General features: G+C 45.0%; 18 protein-coding genes and 1 pseudogene. 12 read left to right on the top strand and 7 right to left on the bottom strand.

Annotated features, from left to right (window positions below):
- Window positions 1-75: 75 nt before the first annotated feature.
- Window positions 76-660, bottom strand: a complete 585-nt coding sequence (locus AB4249_RS00240) for a TetR/AcrR family transcriptional regulator (protein WP_017061660.1) — start codon at window positions 658-660, stop codon at window positions 76-78.
- A 139-nt stretch (window positions 661-799) separates the two neighbouring features.
- A complete protein-coding gene (locus AB4249_RS00235) occupies window positions 800-973 on the bottom strand; it encodes a hypothetical protein (RefSeq protein ID WP_017061661.1) in 174 nt (57 codons plus the stop codon).
- A gap of 495 nt (window positions 974-1468) precedes the next feature.
- Between AB4249_RS00235 and AB4249_RS00230 the strand changes: the two genes are divergently transcribed.
- Window positions 1469-3448: a methyl-accepting chemotaxis protein gene (locus tag AB4249_RS00230; RefSeq protein WP_372102124.1), complete on the top strand. Its 1980-nt coding sequence runs from the start codon at window positions 1469-1471 to the stop codon at window positions 3446-3448.
- 121 nt (window positions 3449-3569) lie between these two features.
- Here the strand turns inward: AB4249_RS00230 and AB4249_RS00225 are convergent, their stop codons facing one another.
- Window positions 3570-4733 carry an amino acid permease gene (locus AB4249_RS00225; RefSeq protein WP_017061663.1) on the bottom strand — a complete coding sequence of 388 codons (1164 nt, stop codon included), beginning with the start codon at window positions 4731-4733 and terminating at the stop codon, window positions 3570-3572.
- A gap of 481 nt (window positions 4734-5214) precedes the next feature.
- Between AB4249_RS00225 and AB4249_RS00220 the strand changes: the two genes are divergently transcribed.
- The 3 genes from AB4249_RS00220 (at window position 5215) to AB4249_RS00210 (ending at window position 8277) form a co-directional block, all read left to right on the top strand.
- A complete protein-coding gene (locus tag AB4249_RS00220) occupies window positions 5215-6453 on the top strand; it encodes an MFS transporter (RefSeq protein WP_372102123.1) in 1239 nt (412 codons plus the stop codon).
- Window positions 6428-7396: an HTH-type transcriptional regulator YidZ gene (gene yidZ / locus AB4249_RS00215; RefSeq protein ID WP_004732954.1), complete on the top strand. Its 969-nt coding sequence runs from the start codon at window positions 6428-6430 to the stop codon at window positions 7394-7396. Before AB4249_RS00220 ends, yidZ begins: the two co-directional genes overlap by 26 nt.
- A 332-nt stretch (window positions 7397-7728) precedes the next feature.
- A complete protein-coding gene (locus AB4249_RS00210) occupies window positions 7729-8277 on the top strand; it encodes a carboxymuconolactone decarboxylase family protein (protein ID WP_017061666.1) in 549 nt (182 codons plus the stop codon).
- A gap of 113 nt (window positions 8278-8390) precedes the next feature.
- Here AB4249_RS00210 and AB4249_RS00205 read toward each other — a convergent pair whose 3' ends face one another.
- Window positions 8391-9818 carry a PLP-dependent aminotransferase family protein gene (locus tag AB4249_RS00205; RefSeq protein ID WP_372102122.1) on the bottom strand — a complete coding sequence of 476 codons (1428 nt, stop codon included), beginning with the start codon at window positions 9816-9818 and terminating at the stop codon, window positions 8391-8393.
- Window positions 9819-9942: 124 nt separating this feature from the next.
- Between AB4249_RS00205 and AB4249_RS00200 the strand changes: the two genes are divergently transcribed.
- The gene (locus AB4249_RS00200) at window positions 9943-10842 is read left to right on the top strand and encodes a DMT family transporter (protein WP_102429238.1); all 900 of its coding nucleotides are present in this window, start codon (window positions 9943-9945) and stop codon (window positions 10840-10842) included.
- A gap of 103 nt (window positions 10843-10945) precedes the next feature.
- Here the strand turns inward: AB4249_RS00200 and AB4249_RS00195 are convergent, their stop codons facing one another.
- Window positions 10946-11371 carry a DUF3010 family protein gene (locus tag AB4249_RS00195; protein ID WP_017061669.1) on the bottom strand — a complete coding sequence of 142 codons (426 nt, stop codon included), beginning with the start codon at window positions 11369-11371 and terminating at the stop codon, window positions 10946-10948.
- A 259-nt stretch (window positions 11372-11630) separates the two neighbouring features.
- Between AB4249_RS00195 and AB4249_RS00190 the strand changes: the two are divergent.
- Window positions 11631-13269, top strand: a pseudogene (locus AB4249_RS00190) (methyl-accepting chemotaxis protein).
- A gap of 174 nt (window positions 13270-13443) precedes the next feature.
- Here AB4249_RS00190 and AB4249_RS00185 read toward each other — a convergent pair.
- Window positions 13444-13791, bottom strand: coding sequence for a DUF3316 domain-containing protein (locus AB4249_RS00185; protein WP_229648209.1), 348 nt, complete (start codon window positions 13789-13791; stop codon window positions 13444-13446).
- Between the two features lie 209 nt (window positions 13792-14000).
- On the opposite strand from AB4249_RS00185, the gene AB4249_RS00180 reads away from it, so the two are divergent.
- On the top strand, window positions 14001-14870 hold the full coding sequence (locus AB4249_RS00180; protein WP_229648210.1) for a LysR family transcriptional regulator: 870 nt from the start codon (window positions 14001-14003) through the stop codon (window positions 14868-14870).
- 114 nt (window positions 14871-14984) lie between these two features.
- Here the strand turns inward: AB4249_RS00180 and AB4249_RS00175 are convergent, their stop codons facing one another.
- A complete protein-coding gene (locus AB4249_RS00175) occupies window positions 14985-16646 on the bottom strand; it encodes a methyl-accepting chemotaxis protein (RefSeq protein WP_372100901.1) in 1662 nt (553 codons plus the stop codon).
- Window positions 16647-16921: 275 nt separating this feature from the next.
- On the opposite strand from AB4249_RS00175, the gene AB4249_RS00170 reads away from it, so the two are divergent.
- The 5 genes from AB4249_RS00170 to dgcA all read left to right on the top strand — a co-directional run bounded on the left by AB4249_RS00170 (window position 16922) and on the right by dgcA (window position 21502).
- Window positions 16922-17434, top strand: coding sequence for an RNA methyltransferase (locus AB4249_RS00170; protein ID WP_017111519.1), 513 nt, complete (start codon window positions 16922-16924; stop codon window positions 17432-17434).
- 87 nt (window positions 17435-17521) lie between these two features.
- A complete protein-coding gene (locus AB4249_RS00165) occupies window positions 17522-18358 on the top strand; it encodes an SGNH/GDSL hydrolase family protein (RefSeq protein WP_017061675.1) in 837 nt (278 codons plus the stop codon).
- A 95-nt stretch (window positions 18359-18453) separates the two neighbouring features.
- The gene (locus tag AB4249_RS00160) at window positions 18454-19359 is read left to right on the top strand and encodes a LysR family transcriptional regulator (protein WP_372102121.1); all 906 of its coding nucleotides are present in this window, start codon (window positions 18454-18456) and stop codon (window positions 19357-19359) included.
- Window positions 19360-19450: 91 nt separating this feature from the next.
- Window positions 19451-20458: an N-acetyltransferase DgcN gene (dgcN, locus tag AB4249_RS00155; RefSeq protein ID WP_372102120.1), complete on the top strand. Its 1008-nt coding sequence runs from the start codon at window positions 19451-19453 to the stop codon at window positions 20456-20458.
- 57 nt (window positions 20459-20515) lie between these two features.
- The gene (gene dgcA / locus AB4249_RS00150; RefSeq protein ID WP_372102119.1) at window positions 20516-21502 is read left to right on the top strand and encodes an N-acetyl-D-Glu racemase DgcA; all 987 of its coding nucleotides are present in this window, start codon (window positions 20516-20518) and stop codon (window positions 21500-21502) included.
- Window positions 21503-21553 lie beyond the last annotated feature (51 nt).

Genomic DNA, 21553 nt, shown 5'->3' with positions numbered 1-21553 from the left:
AAAAAGACTCCGCTCAGACCTGTTAAGGCGAAAGTGGAGTCTTTTTGTATTGTGCCCAATCAGTCAGGTCAGACGCTAAAAAGGGTGGTACTTAAATACGTCTTCAACCATTGAGTTGAGTAAATCGATATCGTCACAGGTTTTGGCGTAGGTACGGAGGCCTGCGATTTGGACCTGAACATGACGAGCAAGTTGAGTCGGATCGCGCTCTTTGCTGATCTCACCCAATTCTTGTGATTCTGAAATCAGCTTGGCGAACTCACCTTCCATTATCTTGAGTGACTTCTTCGCTTCTGCTAACAATTCTGCGTGTTCATCAGTCAGTTCTGCGACCGTTTTAGCCAACATACACATGCCGTTTGGTGCGCTCTGTTTCGATTCGACAACCGCACGTTTTACGAAGTTTTCCAACGCTTTGATAGGCGATTCGGTTTCACTGCGGAAGCGGTTCAGATTCAGGATGCCAAGTTCGGTATAGCGAGCAAGCGTCTCTTTAAACAGACCTTCTTTGCTGCCGAACGTCGCGTAGATGCTGCCCGGACGCATATCAATCACGTCTTGCAGGTTGCGCATAGAAGTCGCATGAAAGCCCTTTTCCCAATACAGGTTCGTTGCTTTATCTACTACATCTTGTCTATCGAACTTCGCAGTCTTGGCCATAACATCTACTTCATTAATCTGAACATATGTTCAATATTTTATGCTGAACGCCCGTTCTAGTAAAGGTGTGTTTAGCTGCTTTGCGCAGGCTTAGAACATCAAAGAGTTAATAAAACATCCAGATCATCAGGAAATAATCTTAATCATCAATAACTTCTACGGTCTTGTGCTGAGCGCCGTAGTAGGTGCCTTCATCGATGGTGTACATCAATGTTGCTTCGCACTCTGGACAATCGAATTCCTCATTGGGTTCAATAGCCGCTTCTTCTACCCATTCCCAACCGATATGTTCTTCGCAAGCGGGACAGTCCATAAAATATCTCTCAGTTATTGTCGCATATTTATTGCGAATCTCTACTTTAATAATTCGGCATTATACATATTTAGTTAACGAGGAATAGACAGTTAATCAGCGCAGAATAGGGAGTTGATTAGTTGTGAATCAATCGCTGGTGAGCGTTGAATCTATAGTTAGTTCTGAATAGATTGTTTTCTCTGAGCACATAATTGGTGCAGGCCTACCCCTTTTGGGTAGTTAAAGTGTGTCAGATTTCAGTCGCTTACGTCAATAAAATGTTGTCGCATGTGTTTTGGGTATCGTTAGGTCGCTTAGCTAACAGTTTTATCGGTAAATCAATGAATTTTGTAAGGTTAAATGTTACCTTCATCGCATCGCGATCTGTGTAGCACGGTAATTGATGCACATTGATCAAGTTGAATAATTATACAGTCACAATTGAGGCGCATCTTATTAAGGGTGTGCGAGTTAGATGACTGAAAAGATTTGTTAGCTGCTAGGGAAATGATAATGAAATTAACCGATATGTCTTTTAAGCAAAAAATCATCGCTTTGCTTATTTTACCGATCTTGGGATTTCTATGGCTTAGCGTTTCTGCGATTTCAAAAGGCGTAGAAACCACCAGTGAATTGTCTTCATTAAACCAACTTACCCGTTTGTCGGTTGTGTACAGTGAACTTGTGCATGAGTTACAAAAAGAGCGTGGAATGACGGCTGGGTTTATCGGCTCACAGGGCACTAAGTTTGTCAGTGAACTACGTGCACAAAGAGCCAGTGCAGATAATAGACGTAATCTGAAAGCCGAATACTGGCAATCTGCTGAAATCGATTTACCGCAGATCACTCGGCTGAACACTGAAATAAGCCAAAGCCTAAATCAAATTACTTCTATTCGTAATCGGGTCGATTCTCAATCGATTCCGCTGTCTGAGGCTTTGGGTTATTACACCCAACTTAATGCAAAGCTGCTGAGCGTATCGGCGTTAATTGCTGAGCTTAGCTCTGATGCTGCCATCACCACTGAAACCATCGCTTACTACAACTTTTTACAAGGTAAAGAGCGAGCGGGTATCGAGCGTGCTGTCCTAAATAATACCTTCTCTAAAAATGAATTTGGCCCAGGCATGTTGGTTAAATTCATCTCTTTGGTGACTGAGCAAGATACCTATTTCTCAAACTTTGAGGTATTGAGTAACCCAGCTAACGTTCGTTTCTTTGAACAGCAATTGAATGATCGTTCGGTGGCAGAAGTAGAAAAGCTTCGTGGTTTGGCTGAATCTAAGATGAGCGGTTTTGATGTTGATCCTGTGTACTGGTTCTCGCAATCTACCGCTCGTATTGTTCAGCTAAAGAAAACAGAAAACCGCCTAGCAGAGTCGCTTATCGCACTGACAGAGAAAAAAATGTCAGAGGCGCAGTCTGCGATGATGATGAGTATTGGTCTGTTTGCTTTGATAACCTTGTTCGCGACCTTCGTGAGCTATAAGGCGATCAGCGACCTGACGATGAGAGTAAAAGATCTTACAGTGATGTTGTCTAAGGTTCGTAATGACAACGACTTAACAGTTCGCGCTAAGTTCGTTGGCAACAGCGAGCTTGGACAGATCTCTTCGGCACTCAACGAAACGCTAGAGAAGTTTTCAAACGTTATCGACAACCTGTCTCAGTCGAGTCTGACCTTAGCTTCAGCCGCTGAAGAAACCTCACAAACCTGTCACTACAATTCGAACACGCTAGTGCAACAACAAGACCAAATTGGCTTGGTTGCGACGGCGACAGAAGAGTTATCAGCAACGGTAAATGAGGTGGCGGCTAAAACTCAGCAGACAGCAAGTTCCGCTAAACTGGTCGATGAGCAGTCTCAAGAAGGTTTGAGTACGGTTCAAAACTCTTACCACTCTATCGAAAAACTGGCATCTGAAATTAATGATCTAGCGGAAAAGATCACGCACTTACACGAGAGCAGTAATAACATCAACAGTGTGATTGATGTGATTAAGTCCGTCGCTGAACAGACTAACTTGTTAGCATTGAACGCGGCAATTGAAGCGGCAAGAGCGGGTGAGCAAGGTCGTGGATTTGCGGTAGTGGCTGATGAAGTTCGCACGTTAGCACAGCGTACTCAGCAGTCGACAGCTGAAATTGAAGGTTTCATCAGCTCGTTACAGTCTGATGTGCAAACCGCGTTTAATGTGATTGATAACAGTCAGAAGATGTCGTCTAAAGCGGTTGAGGATTCAAAAGAGGTGGAACACACCTTACAAGGTATCTCAGCATCGGTGAGCGAGATCTTTAGCATGACTGAGCAGATCGCAACCGCTACCGAAGAGCAAGCGGTAGTGACTCAAGATATTGCTCAAAACGTCATGGCAGTAGAGCAGAAGTCGACAGAATCTACGACAGGTGCAACGCAAATAGCTGCAACAGCCAAAGAACAAGCTCAGTTAGCAGCTTCATTGAAAGATATTGCGAGTACGTTTAAGAGCTAACTAGCAAGCACTCCAATAAGAAGTAAAATGCCCGTTAGTCTCTACTTTTAATAGCAGGACTAACGGGCTATTTGTATCTGCTGTCTTCTAAATGGCAACAGATAGTCCATTCAATGGGGATCTACCCCATAAACCAAGACACGAAAATCAACGCACCAAAACCAAATGTCGCCATTAATGCCGTGTCGCCACCGGCTGCTGTGTAGCTGCCTTCGGTTTGTAGGTGAGGGAAGTCAGGTCTGCGAACCTTAACTACCATTGCGAGTGGGCCCCAGATAGCTAGGAACACCAGGACCATGCCTGCATAGTCCAGCATGCTTACAAACTGGCTAGCGAACAGCTCAGCTAATACCAAAGGTAAGATGAAGGTTAGCGCATAAGCCAACGCTTTGTTGTTGGTCACCGCATCTTTGTTTTGGTCGTAAAGCGCCATCGACACGCCGAGGAAAGAAGTCACCAAGGCCAGAGCAGAGAACAGAGCGATCACCACTTTCAACCAAGCAGATTGGCCGCTGAACGCAGAGATCAACTCAGAGATATTGTGGAACTGGCTTATCGCGTCTGTGCCAAGGTTGCCGATAATCGCGAATAACCAAGTTAGGTAGCAAATTAATGGAATCACTGAGCCTAGCAGAATCATATTGCGGATCTGCTTTTGAGTTGCTTCACGGTTGTAGATAACCAGTGACGGGATCACCACCATAGAGGCAAAGCTAGTAAAGATAACTGCGCTGTATTGCACCACGTCGTTGGCCGTGTATTGGCTGGTTTGAGTTAGGTAATCAAGGCGAATGTTGCTAAATAATGACGCGATAACGATAAACAGCATCACGACCATCAAGATGAATAGCCCGCGATTCAGTTTGTCGATATAAGACTTGCCCGAGACGACGATAGCACCCATCAATAGGCTGAAAATGGTATACGCAACGGATGCTGATACATCGACACCAACGTCGAGCAGTAGCTTATGAATGATGTCACCGACACCCAAGATATAAGCGATCAACATGCATACTAGCAACAGGTAAAAGAGTGCATTGATAAAGTGTTTACCTTTGCTGCCCAGAGTGAGGTAAGCAACACTGCTCATGCCACTGTTGTCTTTAGTTTTAGTGCATGCTTCTGCTAGGAGGAGTGCAGAGTATGTGGTGCCGATAAAGATAAGTAGCATCAGCACTGAGCTGATCATGAAGCCAAATTGGGCCAACACCATGGGAATAGCGAGCATGCCAGCCCCTAATGCAGTTCCTGACAGAATCAAAGAACTGCCGAATAATTTCATATTCAAGAAAACAACCTCGAAGTATCCAAATAATTTTTAGTTGGATTGTAAATATTTGTTGCCAAGACTAACAAATTACTCAGTAAAGTTAGGGGTTAATTTCTAATAAATTTTGAATTTCTCTAAAAAAATTACGAAGCAATTTGTGAGGGGTATGGTTGGATGAATCAGGTGTTCGGCAGGTGAATTGTTTTAGCCTTTTTATAACCTTTGTAAATTAATCGACGTTCAATAACCCGCACTGCACCTCTGATTAAGATATGCCTTTATTTCAGAAAAACTCAGTCCAAATCTTGCTTATTTAGTGAATCTCTGTCGGATTTTTATATCTAGCACAGCTCATTTGATGAGCCCCAATCAATAGACTTCTTAGGAGAGCGTGGGGGGGTTGTCGTAAATGGAAAGATCTGTTGTCGTAGATGCCACTCGGTAGTTTTGCATTTCGCTCTTATTATCCTCACACCAATTATGTGGGGGTGTTATGTATCGTTTTCTATTTTGTAGTTTCGCACTTGTGCTTTTGTATCCAACGGCCATTGATCTGTATTTGGTTGGGTTACCTCAAATCGCCGCGGACTTAAATGCCTCTGAGGCTCAGCTCCATGCCGCGTTTTCTATCTATCTGGCCGGTATGGCAACGACTATGTTGTTCGCGGGTAAATTTGCCGATAGCGTAGGGAGGAAGCCCGTCGCCATTTTCGGTGCAATTGTTTTTACTCTCTCGTCGACCTTGGGCGGGGTTGTGAACAGTGCTGAGCCGTTTCTTATCGTGCGTTTTTTCCAAGGTGTTGGTGCTGGATCTTGCTATGTGGTGGCGTTCGCTATCTTACGAGATGTCTTAGACGATAAAAGGCGTGCCAAGGTGCTGTCGATGTTAAATGGCATAACTTGCATCGTTCCGGTACTCGCGCCTGTGATTGGTCATCTAATCATGACTGTTTACCCATGGCCGAGTTTGTTCACGACCATGGCGGGCATGGGTGTAGTGGTGTGCTTATTGTCTGTGTTGGTGCTAAAAGAGACTAAGCTCAACATCAAAGATAATGGGTTAGCCAAAGCCTCTTTCTCTGAGAAATCGCGCTTACCTGAGAAACCTGTAACCCTTCATTCGACTTCAATCGAAACGTTTAAAGAGCCGTTGTTTATTAGCCGAGTGATCATGACTAGTTTCGGCGTGACCACAATTCTCACTTATGTGAATGTCTCTCCACTGTTGATTATGACAGAGCTTGGCTTCGATAGAGGTCAGTACTCTTACACCATGGCATTAACCGCCTTGGTGAGCATGTTGGTGTCATTTTCAGCCCCATTTGCATTGAATGTGTTTAAGCAGAAAAGCTTAATGCTGACCTCTCAAACGTGCTTCATTGTGGCTGCTATTTTGCTAATAGCCTCGATGGATGGTGGATTAGGACATTACGTGACATTAATCGGCTTCGCTTTCGTGTGTGGCGGATTCTCGTTAGGCTTTGGTGTCGCGATGAGCCAAGCATTGAGCAGTTATTCGCAGCGGGCAGGTGTGGCTAGTTCGATTCTTGGTGTTTCTCAAATATGTACGTCGGCATTGTTTATCTGGTTTATGGGCATTATTGGACTAAGTGCATTGAATATGTTGGCATTTATATTAGCTGTTGGTGGAGTTATCAGTATTGCTCTAATACTATGGGTAGGTCCCTCTCAAGTTAAAAGTGATTATGAAGAAGCCACTAGCCCGTCTTGATCTGAACCTGTTGTTCACTCTGCAATTGTTGCTGCAGGAGCAGAGTGTTTCAAAAGCTGCGAAAAAGCTGAACGTCACGCCTTCTACGGTGAGTAAATCACTCACCAAGCTTAGAGATTGGTTTGATGATCCTTTGTTTGTGAAAACGCCAAGGGGATTAACGCCAACGCCACTCGCACTGAGCATGGTAAAAGATCTTCAAGACTGGCTGCAGATTGGAAGCCAAATACTGACGACTCGTGGTGACGAAGCGCCAAAAGATGTGCGTTTGAATCTAGAGGCAGAATCTCCTTTATCTCTGATCATGCTTAACGAGTTGACGCAAAGCGTGTCTCAACGTTACCCCAACGCGAAAATCAAAATGCGTAACTGGGACTACGATTCGATAGATTCCATCGTACGTGGCGAATCGGATATTGGATTTTCAGGGAGAGAAAGCCATCCACGTTCGAAAGAATCCCTAGACTCACTACCTTATTTCATCGACTTCGAGGTTCTGTTCCACGACTTGCCGGTTGTGTATTTGAGAAAAGATCATCCCGCCTTGAAAGAAGAGTGGAATCTTGAGGCTTTCCTTAAATACCCCCACATCAATATTGTGTGGGAGAAAAGTGAAACATGGGCGCTAGATGAAGTGCTTACTGACCTACAACTAGACCGAAATATCGTACTGACTTTAGCTGGTTTTGAGCAGTCGTTATTTATGACCGCTCAATCGAATCACACCATGACTACCGTTGCGCCGAATTACTGTCGACGTTACGTTGAACAACTCCACCCCAATCTTACTTGTCTACCCATCCCTTTAGATGAAGAAAATGTCAAAAAGCTGCTGATCCCCTTCACCATGATTTGGCACAAACGCAATGCCTACAATCCGATCGTTCTATGGTTAAAAGACACGCTCAGAGAGCTTTACCAATTTGAAGGGAAAAGTGTCTAACCTTGTGATGAGATTAGATGTTCTGAAGGCTTGTGCCATTAGCATCGATCGTTGATTGAAATAAGAATGCAGACTTATAAGCGAGCCCGCCAGTTGATACCTGGCGGGTTTTCTATTTTTAATCATGGGATTAGGGTTGGCCCCTCTAAAATAAAATCGGTTTTTTCTTAATTGTTGATTCGATAAATACAATGAAATTGAACGAGTGTTCAAAATAACACTTGAACGATCGTTCTAATTTGATCTATATTGTTTTCACACCAACGGAGAACAGTCATTAATTGCTCCGTGATTGAATAACTTTAGAATCATAAATTGATAGGGATAAAACAATGAGCAACTTCAAAATTCATTCAGTAGAATCAGCGCCAGAGCAAAGCCAACCTATTCTTGAAGGTGCTAAAAAGCAGATGGGCAGAGTACCGGGCTTGTTCGGTGTATTGGCTGAATCTCCAAACACACTTAAGGCTTACACTCAGCTTCATCAGGCGTTTAGTGACTCATCTTTCGATGCTGAAGAGCTAACGGTTGTTTGGCAAACCATCAACGTTGAACACGAATGCCACTACTGCGTTCCTGCGCACACAGGTATCGCACATTCAATGAAGGTTGATCCTGCAATCACCGAAGCACTTCGTAATCGCACGGCTCTACCCACTGAAAAGCTGCAAGCACTTCATGACTTTACGCTGAGCATGGTACGCAACCGCGGCAATGTACCTGAAAGTGAAATGGCCGCATTTTTCGAAGCGGGCTATGGTCAGCAACAGGTGTTAGAAGTGATTCTTGGCTTGTCTCAGAAAGTGATCAGTAATTACGTAAACCACGTTGCTAAAACGCCAGTCGACAAAGTTTTTGAACAGTTCGCTTGGCAAGGGTAATCGCTTTTAATTAACCATCGTATTTAAGCAACTCAAGATATGATAATGATGAAAGCCCCACTCAGTTGGAGGGGCTTTGTTGTTTGGCCTGAATGGAGAATTAGAAAGGTAATCTAACGTACGTGCCTAGCGATTATCTTCGCTAGTGTTACAACCCCTTCTTTCCACTCTTTGCTCTCTTCAATATTGGCGACAGTGAAGCGCAAGCAGTGTTTATATTGGTCATTGGTCCCAAACACAGTACCGGGTAAAATCCCTAATTTGTGCTTTAAACAATCTTGGTAGACGGCATAACTATCGACCGACTCTGGCAACGTTATCCAGTTTAAAAAAGAGCCTTCCGGTTTTGATAGGTGGTATTGCCCAACAAGGTGAGGATAGCTATCTAGTGCTTGTATTAACAGGCTTTGGAATTGCTTTTGATTGGTTTGGTAGAGCCGCTTCATTTTGGATAAGTGGCTGCGATATTTACCGGTAGTGAGAAATTGACCCACCGCGGATTGCATCAGGTTTGAGCTGCCCATGTTGTCGCATAAAAGGTACTTTTCGACTAAAGGTTGGTAGCGTCCCGACAATAACCAACCGATTCGCAAGCGTGAGTCTAAGGTTTTAGACAGTGAGTTGACGTAGATGACTCTATCTTGGTCATCAAGCTCTTTGAGGCTAGCGATTGGTGTATCGAACGCCAAGCTACCGAACACATCGTCTTCGATAATTGGTAAAGATCCGGTGATCTCCAGTAATGCTTTTCGATTCGCCAATGGCATTCTTGAGCCGGTTGGGTTAGTAAAGTTTGGCGTTAGCAGTAAGGTTTTTACTTCCCATTTGTCCAACGCGCTCTGCAGTGATGGAATGTCAATGCCATGGCTAACACTGCTCGGGATTTCTAAAGCTTGCAAGCCAAGTGATTCGAGCAACAATAAATTACCGAAGTAACAAGGTGACTCGACTGCCACGATGTCACCCGGTTTGGTGAGCGCACGTAGTGCCAAACTGATCGCCTGTTGAGCACCATGAGTAATCGCAATCTCTTTGGATCCCGCAGGTACGCCTAGATCATGGGTGATCTTTAACAATTGCTTTACTAATTGCTCGTCGCCGGGAGGTAATTGGTAATACCCAGGCAATTGAGTTTGTAATCGACTGTGGCGACCAATCTCGGCATACAAGCTACGAATCGCAGGGTTGTTTATGTTCGGGTGCGCAGAACCTGCCAACAGTTTCAGGCGGCCTTTCGGGCGAGAGAGTACCGATTTGGTGACAGATAAGAGGTCCACTTTTTGAGGTTGGCTTGGTGTATCCCAGCAGGTGGTGTTCGGTGTCTTTACGCGATAGCCAGATTTAGGTACCGAGTAAACCCAACCCGTTGCTTCGAGTTCTTGATAGGCTCGAATTACGGTATTTTTGCTTACGCCAAGCTGTTCGCTTAACTGGCGGATCGAGGGAAGGCGATCGTCTGGATGAAAAAGTCCTTTATCGATCTGAGCCTTAATATGTTGTTCGGTAGCAAGGTATTTATTGCCGCTGAGTTCTGCTTCCACGTGTTTCTCCCTCGTTGTACACTCTCAATCTGTAACCATTTAAAGTGTTATATCTGTATCTTTATTAGTTATCTGTACCCAACTAAGGTAACAGCATTGATGAAGAGTTGACCAGAGGTTTGTAATGCTGATTAAAATGATTCCGTTTGTGTTTGTAATATTGTGGTCGTCAGGTTTTGTCGGCGCACGTCTTGGTGTTGAATATGCCGAACCCGCAACATTACTTTCATTGAGGATGGTAGCCAACGTGGCGCTGTTCTTGGTTTTGATTGCAATCCTTAAGCGTCGTATTCCTCGTGGTCGAGCATTCTTCCACGCAAGTGTGGTTGGCATCTTGATTCATGGTTTCTACCTTGGTGGCACCTATCTGGCGATTGATATAGGTATGCCCGCCGGGTTGAGTTCTCTACTTGTTGGCTTACAACCGATTCTTACCGCATTGATTATGATCAGCTGTACTTCGCAGCGTTTTAATTTTGCACAGTGGTTGGGGTTAGCGCTTGGTTTTGCGGGTATTAGTTTGGTGTTGATGGGCAATATTGAATGGCAGTCAGACGACCAAAAAGGCTTGGCAACGTTATTGTGTTTGGTTTCTTTGGTGGGTATTACCTGCGGCACTTTGTATCAGAAGCGCTTCTGTCAGGGGACAGATATGGTCGGCGGTGCGATGGTGCAATATTTGGCTTCTGCCGCGTTGTTTCTGCCGTTCGCAATGCGTTACGAAACTATGCAAGTAAACTGGACGATAGAATTCACGTTGACTCTAATTTGGCTGGTGGTCGTTCTGTCTTGTGTTGCCATCCTATTGTTGCTTTACATGGTAGAGCACGGTGCATCTTCAAGTGTGGCTTCGGTCTTTTACTTGGTGCCACCGACGACAGCAATCCAAGCGTGGCTTATTTTCGGTGAGTCGTTCGACATGTATGGCGCGATGGGCTTTGCTTTGTCTGCTGCGGCGGTTTATTTGGTGGTGAAAAAGCCTGAGTTAATTAAGGCTCGTAGGCGAACAGTGTTAGAGCGGTAGTTTGTATACCAAACTCATCCTACTAAAAATCGATGACTAGAAACAAAAAAGAGCCTGAATATTCAGGCTCTTTCTATATAAAATATTGGCTAGCGACTTTTGATTAGCGTTTCATCAAACAAGCGTAAGCCGTTGTAAACGGTGCTTCTTGGTATTGCTTAAGGCCGGTCTCTTTGAACTTCATCATAAGAGGGTTGCGCTTAAGGCTTTCTTTGATTTCAGCTGGAGACACAACGGTTACATCTAGGCCGTCGATTAGCTGAATTGCTGCTTCAAGTTTGAAGCCGAAACCACCGCCAGCAAATTTGCCTTTAGTCTGACGTTGGCGAATTACAACTTTTTCTACTTGGTAATCTTCCATTAACTTTGCAAAAGAGAATTGAAAGTCTTTCATATTCTGTGTGTCGTTTGCGTCGCTAATCGCAACCTTAGAAACTCGGCAATCAGGAATGTTAAATACGCCGTCTGACAGAGAAAGAAGACAGATGACTGCATCGTTACCTTTGATTTCAACACCACAAATTTTCATGTTCTTACCTACTTATTTTAGAGCCCTACATTATGGTGTTATTTCTAACACTTCTCCAGTATTTGCGCGTATCAGCAGCAAATAAGTCTAAATCAGAGAGTATTTTAGTCGCCGAAAGTTAACCTTTGATTGAAAAAACATCACACGAATTTACGGTATCGTTTTCTATGAGATGAAGCTCACAAAAGCTTAGCGGGATTTTATATGTGTGCTGTATATTGCGCACGCATCCCTATTTGAAGTGTGGTTATTAATCCCAATGAATATCAATAATCTTTCGATTAAGAGTAAAATCGCGATCCCGCTGTTGGTGATTGTGATTGTTTTTTCTACCGTTACTGTGCTCAACGTTATCAGATCAAATGCTCAAGCTGCGATTAATAATGAGCTCAATAATGTGGTTCAGCCCGTGTTAGACAATTTGGAAGATGGGTATCGTGACATTTATCAAGTTATCGCTTCTGCTCAAGGTCTATTACTCTCGAAAGACCAAGCGGCGATTGAGTACCAAAAATTTGAATTTAAAGACAACGCTTACAAAGCGGTTCCTCGTTTTGAAAGTGTCGAAACCTTGTTATCAAGCGGGCGTGTTGGACCCATCTTCACGTGGCGAGTTAGCAAAGCTTGTTAACGCGATGAGCAAGTGGGTGGCACTGCACGAGCCAATGTTCGCTGATCCAGCAAACGCAGACCAATACAATATTGATTACTCGCCAGCGCTTGACGCAGAGTTTGCGATCATTCGTACTCAACTGCGCGATATCCGAACTCTGATCGAATTGAAACAGAAAGAGCTTCGCCAGCAAGCCGATGACTCTATTGAATCGAGTAAGTTGATCATTGAAGTGGGTATGGCCGTTGCTGTTTTCGCTGCACTTTTCGCTATGTGGTTATCCAATCGGTTTATCGTTCAGCCAATCCAGAACGTAGAGAAAGCGATGAATGAGATCGCATCGGGTGACGGTAACTTGTCTCAACGTATGAAGGTCGAAGGTAATGATGAGATCGCTCGTTTAAGTTCTGCTTTCAACCAGTTTGTTGGCAAGACCCATGTCACCGTCGAACAAGTTATTTTTACATCGAATGCGGTACGCGCTGAGATGGAAAACATTAAATCGTTAACGCAAAGTGTTGCTGAATTTTCATCGAACCAACAGCGTGAAAGTGAAGTAGTCGCGGCGGCGGTTCATGAGATGCAAGCAACCAGTGAAGTGGTGAGTGGTAATGCATTAGATGCGGCAACCGCCAATAATGTTGCCAATCATGAAGTGGAATCGGCAGACACCACGCTTGGCTTGACCGTGACTTCGATTGAACGCCTTGCGCAAGATATCGAGAACGCGGGCGGTGTGGTTCAAGAACTAGATACAGACGTGAAGAACATCGCCTCAACCCTTGGCGTGATCAAAGGTATTGCAGAACAAACCAACCTACTTGCTTTGAATGCGGCTATTGAAGCGGCACGAGCGGGTGAACAAGGCCGTGGCTTTGCCGTAGTCGCAGATGAAGTAAGAGCGTTGGCGAGTAAAACTCAAGACAGCACTGGCGAAATCCAATCAATGATTGAACGCTTAGAAGTGGGTGCTAAACACGCGGTTGGTGTGATGACTGAAAGCAAAGTGAGTGGCGAGAAAACCATTGTTCAAGCAGGAACTGCAGCATCTTCATTGAGTGAGATTCGTAACTCAATTGGCAAGATGAATGACATGAACACACAAATTGCTACGGCGGCTTCGCAACAGTCTCAAGTGTCTGAAGAAGTGAATAAGAATGTTCAACGCATCGCTGAAAGCACCATGCAAATGGTTGAGATGGCAAGCAGCGCAGAAAATGCATGTATGGCATTGGCTGAACAGTGTGAAGCGCTAGATAGCCTTGTGTCTCAGTTTGAAGTGTAATTTTCAAAATTAGACAGACGAATATGAGCTGATAATGGTTGCTCGTATTGAGTCCCATTAATCAGCGGTGAACGACAAAAAGCCCGCACTCTATGAGTGCGGGCTTTCTTTTTGACTAGGTGATCAGTCTTTTGACTAGGTGATCAGTTTTTAGACCTGATCAATCACTCAGTGTTAGCTGCTAAGACCGTCTTTGTATGTGTAACGGTAGTCAACTTTTACGTTCGCTTGGTAATGAATGTCGCCGTTCATGTTAGTGATCTTTTTCACTTCCATATTTACATCATCAATCTTGAACGAATCGTATTTGGTTGTCTGTTGGAACTGTGGCAGTTCTCTTGAAAGCTCAAAAGGTGTTTTTGCGCGTAACTCATCCATAAGGTTGGTGCCTGCATCGTATGCTTCGACTTCACTAGCATATGTGTCAGATTTTAGCGTTGTTTCTTGAATTGTTGTTTTAGTTGCTGCAAACGCAGTGGTGCTGAGTACAAGAGTTGATGCAAGTATGATTAACTTCTTCAAAGGGATACCTTACTTTGTTGTACCAGTGTTTTAGAGATTCTCACCCTAGCAATAGGGGATGAGGTTAATGTTAGGACAAAAATATGGTTCTGTAAGGGAATGACTATAGGTGCCGAAGATTAATGCACAGCGCATATCAAGCAAGGTGACACTGATATCTAACTTCAATACACTGTATGGGTAACCAAAGTTCAGCATAAGGTAAAGGCATGGCCAATTGGGAAGGGGTAAGTGAGTTTGTTGCAGTGGCAGAGCGTGAAAGCTTTACTGGTGCGGCGCAGAAGCTCGCTACGTCGGTGGCTCAAATCAGTCGTAGAGTAGCAAACCTCGAAGAACGACTCGCAGTGAAACTGCTCAATCGAACGACTCGAAAGGTGTCTCTTACAGAGGCTGGGCAACTCTATTACCAACAATGTAAGTTGTTGGTCGAAGGTTTAGAAATTGCTGAGCTTGCGGTCACGCAGATGCAATCAACACCCAAAGGCTTACTGAAAGTCACCGCGCCTGTGACTTATGGTGAGCGCCAACTCGCCCCAATACTGCATCAATTCTTAAAGCTTCACCCGCAAGTAGAGCTTGATCTGATGCTGACCAATCAAAAGCTCGATCTTATCGATTCGGGTGTTGATGTTGCGATTCGTCTTGGCCGCTTGGAAGACTCAAGCCTTGTGGCAAAGAGGCTGTCTCAACGCCAACTTTATGTATGTGCAAGCCCTGAATATATTGAACGTTATGGCGAGCCGCATACATTATCAGAATTAAATAATCACCAATGTTTAGTCGGTGGATTTGAACATTGGCGTTTCAAAGAAAATAGACGCCCTCGCTCAGTTCGTGTTAACGGACGCATTAAGTGCAACAGTGGTTTAGCCTTGTTAGACGCAGCTAAGCAGAGCATTGGCTTGGTGCAGTTGCCTGAATACTATGTGAGTGAAGACCTTGATTCTGGTGAGTTGGTTGAGGTGCTGTCCGATTATCGAGATGACAAAGAAGGGATCTGGGCGCTTTATCCTCAGAACCGCAACTTATCTTCAAAGGTTCGCCTGCTGGTGGACTTCCTTTCTGAGCAATTGGATTAGTGTATGGCTTAAAACCTCCACCGATAAAAACGGGCTTCAGAATAGGGGTTCTGAAGCCCGACGTGTTTTAGGGTTAAGTCGCGTTTGATTGCGGCTTACTAAACCGAAAATGTATTAGACGGTGAAGCGATCTACCAAGTGATACAGCTCATTTGCACGACTGTTGAGGTTTTGGCTACCTGTACGGTTTTGATTCGCGAGTTCGGCCGATTGTGAGCTTTGGTCAGAAATTACCACGATGCGTTGAGATATCTCTTGGCCGACTATATTCTGCTGTTCAGTGGCTGTAGCAATAAGCGAGTTCATGTCCATGATGGTATCGATCGACGCTTGGATCTTCGCCAGTGCTTCGGCTGCGGCATTCGCTTCTTCCACGGTTTGCGCACTTCGGTTTTGACTTGAATCCATTGCTTTCACAGCAGCATCTGAGGCAGCTTTAAGTTGCTCTATCATCTTGTGAATGTCGCCAGTGCTTTCTTGAGTACGGCTTGCCAGTTTACGAACCTCATCGGCAACCACAGCAAACCCACGCCCTTGTTCGCCTGCACGTGCAGCTTCAATCGCGGCATTCAACGCGAGTAGGTTAGTTTGCTCGGCAATGTCTTGAATCACCGCCAATGAAGAAGAGATGTTCTGTACATCGCCTTCTAAACGAGACACCACGGTGTTCGCTTCTGATACTTCGCTCGCTAGGCCTGCCACCGAATCTGCAGCTGCGTTTACGATCTGTTGCGCTTCTTTGGCATTGCCTTCTGCAAGCTTCGCTGAATCCGCCGCTTGGCTAGCGTTGCTCGAGATCTCTTGCGCCGTTGTGGTCATCTCGGTCATCGCTGTTGCAACTTGTTCTGTCTCTTCACGTTGCCCAGTAGCAATCTCGTCGACCTGCGCAGCGCGAGAAGACATGCTAGATGTCTCGGCTACGACTTGCTGACCGACATCGCTTACGCTGCGAATGATGGTTTGCAGGCTTGCCACGAAGGCGTTGAAGTTCTCGCTGAGTTTTGTGAACTCGGGTGCTTTGAAGGTTTCCATTCGAGCGGTTAAATCAGCTTCGCCACTCGCGAATGCGCTGATTGAACGGTCAAACTGCTCGAGTGGTTGCATGATAGTGCGGTTGACGGCAACTGCAAACACAGCGACCACTAGGGCAATCAAACCACAGAAAATCGCGATGGCTGTTAATGAGCTTTGTAACGCGGCATTTGAGCTCTCTTTCATCTCTGCGATGACCGCATCGATGTCGTCAGTATAGAAACCTGTGCCTAGCATCAAGTCCCACTGGGGAACGAATATCGAGTAGCTCAGTTTCGGTAGAGCTTCTGATTGACCAAGTTTTGGAAAGTAGTAGGTGGTGAACTCACCAAGCTTTGAGTTCTTGATCAAGTCACGAATCAGGTAGTTGCCTTTTTTGTCTTGCAGGTCGTAGTAGTTTTTACCAATACCATCGTTATTTTGCCCAACAACGACTCGAACACCTTTGGAGTCGTAACCAAAAATATAGCCAGACTCGCCATATTCTAATGTTCTTAATGTTGGTAAGGCTTCTTCTAATGTTGCACCTCTTTCCAAGAACGGGCTGATCGAAGAATAGGCCATTTGTAGATACGCTTTGAGTTCCTTTTCTTTCATCGCCATCATATTGCTACGCGTCGATTCAACTTGCTGTGCGGTTAGCTCGGTGCTCTTCATATACGTCACGCTCATCATGCCGATTGCCATAAGTAGCAACGGAATGAAAGAGAGAATATAAAGGCGGTTTTTGATGGTTAGGGTCATGTCACGCTTCCTGTGTGATTATCTCATGCAATTTTCAACACATTATTAATGTGGTTTTAAAATGTAAATGGACTTGTTGTTGAATTGTTATCCAGAAATGTTTTTGTTTTATAAACATGATGGCGGTTAGATTTTTGATGTTAGAAGCCTTGCAACTAGGGGCTTAATGATAAAAAGAGCGGTTTGTTACGATGCTTTTGAATTTGGCGCTGCTTTGGTAGAATGCGACGCTTTGTAGCACCCTGCTATGTCTATTCGTTAAGTGAGAAAGATTCATGAACAAAAGCCATGTGACTATTGGTTTAACTAACCCAAAGAGCCCGACAAACGTTGGTGCTGTTATGCGCGCGGCTGGTTGTTACCAAGTCGACGAAGTTAAATACACAGGGCAACGCTACGAAAAAGCCGCTAAATTTCATACCGATACCAAGAGTGCTGCGCGTACTATCCCACTAACGGGTGTCGAGTCGTTTTTGGATAACCTTGATTCAGAAACGAAAATTGTTTGTGTAGAACTCGCTGAGGGTGCAACACCACTGCCGCGTTTTAAACACCCAGAAAATGCCATCTATATCTTTGGCCCTGAAGACGGTTCTATTTCTCAAGATGTCGCCGACAGAGCAGATCATGTTGTTTATGTACCAACAGTAGGCTGCATGAACTTGGCTGCGACAGTTAACGTGCTGCTTTATGATCGCCTTGCTAAGTCAGATGAAATGGACGAGAGCAACGAGCTGATTAAGAAAAGCCGTGATAACCGTAACCATCTGCTAATCAAAGAAAAGTAATTCTCTGCTTCTAGTGTTATCTATCCCGTACGCAATCGGATATTATCTTGAGTTCATCATCAGATAATTGAAGGGTTAGATAACACCATGGAAGACAAGCAATTACTTGCCGCGCTACAGCAACACTCTGTCCTCGATCTCTATCAGTTATTCCAAGAAGTTGGTCAAAACCGCTCTTTGTATGCATTACTAGAGAGGTTATCTTCCCTTAAAGAACATCATCAACTGAGTACTCGTCTTAGCCCTTTTAAGCCTCATATCGAAGGATTGCTAGCTCAATTTGATAGCGCCACGCCAGATAGCGAGATCCTCAAGGCAGTCGCTCTTCAGTCTGAGATTCAGCAACGAGGCCACAGTATGAGTCGTTATATCATGACATCAGATAACCATCGCCATTTTTCCCCAAGTGCAGATCTAGTCATGTTTGGTGATTCGATCACCGAATGGGCCCCGTGGGCGGATATCTTTCGCGATGTTTCGATGGTCAACCGTGGCTTAGCGGGTGACACCACAACTGGCATGTTGCGCCGTATTGATACCACGTTGAATGTGAAGCCAAAGCTGGTGTGTTTTATGGCAGGGATAAACGATTTAGCTCAGGGTTATGATGTCGACCATATCTACCAGAACTACATTGATATGCTTAAGGTGTGGCAAGAAAATGAGATTCGCATATTGGTGCAATCAACGCTTTATGTTGGCTCTAAACTGCAAGGTTTAAATCCGTCGGTTGAACTGCTCAATAGCAAGCTAAGCGAGTACTGTACACAGCAAGGCATTGCGTTCTTAGATGTGAATTCAGTATTGTCGCCTAATAAGCTGTTGTCGAACAAGTACTCGTGTGATGATCTGCATTTGAATGCGAAGGCTTATCAAACTTGGGCTGAGATACTTCAACCTACGATAGCTGAGCTACTAAAATAGACTCACGCAAAACGCTAGCTAGACCGATAAACAGCTTAGCTAATACAAGAAAAGCCAAACCCTAGATTTGTTTCGCGAACCATAAGGACATCAATGTGAACCTAAGACAATTGGAAGTCTTTTACGCCATTATGCAGACCGGAACCGTATCTGGAGCCGCGCGCAGCTTGCATGTGTCGCAACCAAACGTGACCCGTATTTTGGCGCACACGGAGCAACAACTTGGGTTTGGCTTATTCGAACGAGTTAAAGGGCGGTTGGTGCCAACGGTTGAGGCAAAAACCTTACTGCCAGAAGCGGAAAAGGTGTATCAGCAATTGGGGCAATTTCGATCTCTGACCAACAAAGTGAAGCAAGGCCATCAGCATTTACGCATTGGTGCGCCGCCGATTTTAGCGACTAAATTACTGACTCCGGTAATCGCCCAAATGTCTCGCGAGCAAAATGGCAGTAAGCAAGATCTCTCTTTTGAGTTGCTGACAGCAAACCGTGATGAACTGTGCGCTGGGCTATTAAAGCATGAGCTTGATATTGCTATTGCGTTTGGGGACGAAGCACCGCCTACCATATTAAATGAAACGCTCTTAACCGAATCCCTCAAGGTTTTGGCTCCTTCTAATACGGTTGATCATTTACCCTTGGAATTAACCCTCGATGATCTGATCAATTATCCGCTGCCAATCATCGGGCTCGATAGCCGCGATCCATTAGGCCTCCTGTTACATCAAAGCCTTATTGCACGCGATGAGCATTATCACCACCCGATATCTGTACGTGGGTATAGCGCTGCGGCGGAACTGGTGAAGCACCAAGCAGGATTTGCGATTGTTGACCCGTGGACGGCAGATCAGTATCAAAATGACGATGCGGTTTGTGTGTTGCCACTTCAACCAGATATTCAATTCTCGGTATCGATGCTTTGCGCAGAGCACACCCCTCAGTCAATTTCCGTTAAGCAATTTATCGCTTCATTGAAGATCTATACTCACCCTATAACTTAAGGTTATAGGCTCGCCATAAATAGGTATTCGGCAGCTATCTAATTCCTAATTAAAGTAAACCCATACAAGGGCTTATTAATTAGGAATACTCATGTCGATCGCTCAACCTTACCTTCTTTTTCTTGGGGATGTTACTGACCCACTCGCTGCAAAAACAGCTCGCGGTATTCATCAATGGCGACCAGAAATCTGCTTAGGTCAGCTTCGTTTAACAGACGATACCGTTTCACTGGGCTTAACGGATATGACCCTGCAAGAGGCGCAAGCGCAGGGCGCGAAGACGCTAGTGATTGGTACCGCAAATCCGGGTGGTGTTATTCCTGATTCTTGGCAGTCAACCATTATGGCCGCTGCAGAAATGGGATATGAGATTGCATCTGGCATGCACCAACGATTGAGTGAATTTTCACCGCTTGCTGACATGCAGCAACAAGGATTGACTAAGCTTCATGATGTACGCCATTTTGACGGTGTTCTTAATGTTGGTAACGGTAAGCTTCGTCAAGGTAAGCGCCTGCTTACTGTCGGAACTGATTGCTCAGTAGGCAAAATGTTCTCGGCATTAGCGATTGAAAAGTCGCTTAAACAAGCGGGAACATCCGCTCAGTTTAAAGCGACAGGGCAGACAGGTATTTTGATTGAAGGCAGCGGTATTTCGATTGATGCGGTGGTTGCGGATTTTATTTCTGGCGCAGTTGAAGCGATTAGCCCTGATTTTACCGACCACGATTGGGACATCATTGAAGGGCAAGGCTCTTTGTTCAACCCTTCGTTTGCAGGCGTGAGTTTGGGTCTTTTACATGGCGCACAAGCTGATGCCTTAGTGCTGTGTCATGAAGTTGGGCGACCACATATTCGTAACCTTCCTCATGCTAAATTACCAAGCATAGAACAGACGATTGAAGTCAACTTGCAAGCGGCGCGACTGACTAATCCAGACGCGAAGCTGGTGGGTATCTGCTTGAACACGTCGGCGATTAGCATTGAAGAGGCTGAGACATTGTGCCAAGAATGGACCACACTCTATCAAGTGCCAGTGACGGACCCAGTGCGCTTTGGTGTACAACACATTACTGATCATTTGCGACATTCACTTTAACGACTTCATCATTTCTACGTTTCCATTTGTTAAAGTGAACATCAACCGAGTGAAATTATGAAGATTACAGCTGAACCCATTATTATCGCGATGCAAACGCCTTTTCGCATCTCTCGTGGCAGCCGAACCGAGTGTCACGTTGTTCGTGTCTACATTGAACATGATGGCAAACAAGCTCAGGGAGAGTGCACCCCTTACCCACGATACGGCGAGTCATCGGAGTCTGTGTTAGCGCAAATCCAACAAGCGTCTAGCGCACTTGAAGGTATGTTTGAGCGAGGTGTTACCGATCCGGCAGAGCTAAGAGATCATCTTCAGTCTTTATTGACCGGAGGGGCAGCGCGAAATGCGGTCGATTGTGCGCTTTGGGAGCTTGAAGCCAAACAACATGACCAGGTCTTCCCAAATAGCCTGTTTGAGTTACCGAATCAAATCGTGACAGCCATGACCGTCTCGATTGGTACGCCAGAAGCGATGGCGATTCAGGCTCGAGACTATGTCGCAAATGGAGCGAAACTCTTAAAAGTGAAGCTTGATGGAGAGCAAGTGGTAGAGCGTGTTCGCGCGGTACGAGAAGCTGCGGCAGATGTTCAGATTGTACTGGATGCCAATGAAGCGTGGACGGGGCTGAATCTCGAAGAGTTGTTTAATCAACTAACAGAGTTTGATATTGCGATGATCGAACAACCTCTTCCACAGCAGCACGATGCGTCACTGGCACACATCAATCACCCGATCCCACTGTGTGCTGATGAAAGCTGTCATACCACTTCACAGCTCTCATCGCTGTTGGGTAAGTATGAAATGGTCAACATCAAACTCGATAAAACGGGCGGTTTGACTGAAGCATTGGTTCTTGCAGAAGAAGCCCAAAGGCTAGGATTTACGTTGATGTCTGGTTGTATGCTCGGAACTTCTTTGGCGATGCGTGCAGCTTTGCCTATCGCCGTTCAATCTGAAATTGTCGACCTTGATGGCCCAGTCTTACTTGGCCAAGACGTTTCTCCTGCTCTGACTTATCGCGATGGGATGATTATTCTCTAAGTTCGTTGAGCTTCGGGTTAGTCGATGGGCATGACATAAATGAAATCGTAT

The organism is Vibrio sp. 10N.261.55.F4, assembly GCF_041470465.1.
GTDB lineage: Bacteria > Pseudomonadota > Gammaproteobacteria > Enterobacterales > Vibrionaceae > Vibrio > Vibrio crassostreae_C.
Note: the sequence above shows the minus strand (reverse complement) of the source record. Positions and strands in the feature narration are given on the sequence as shown.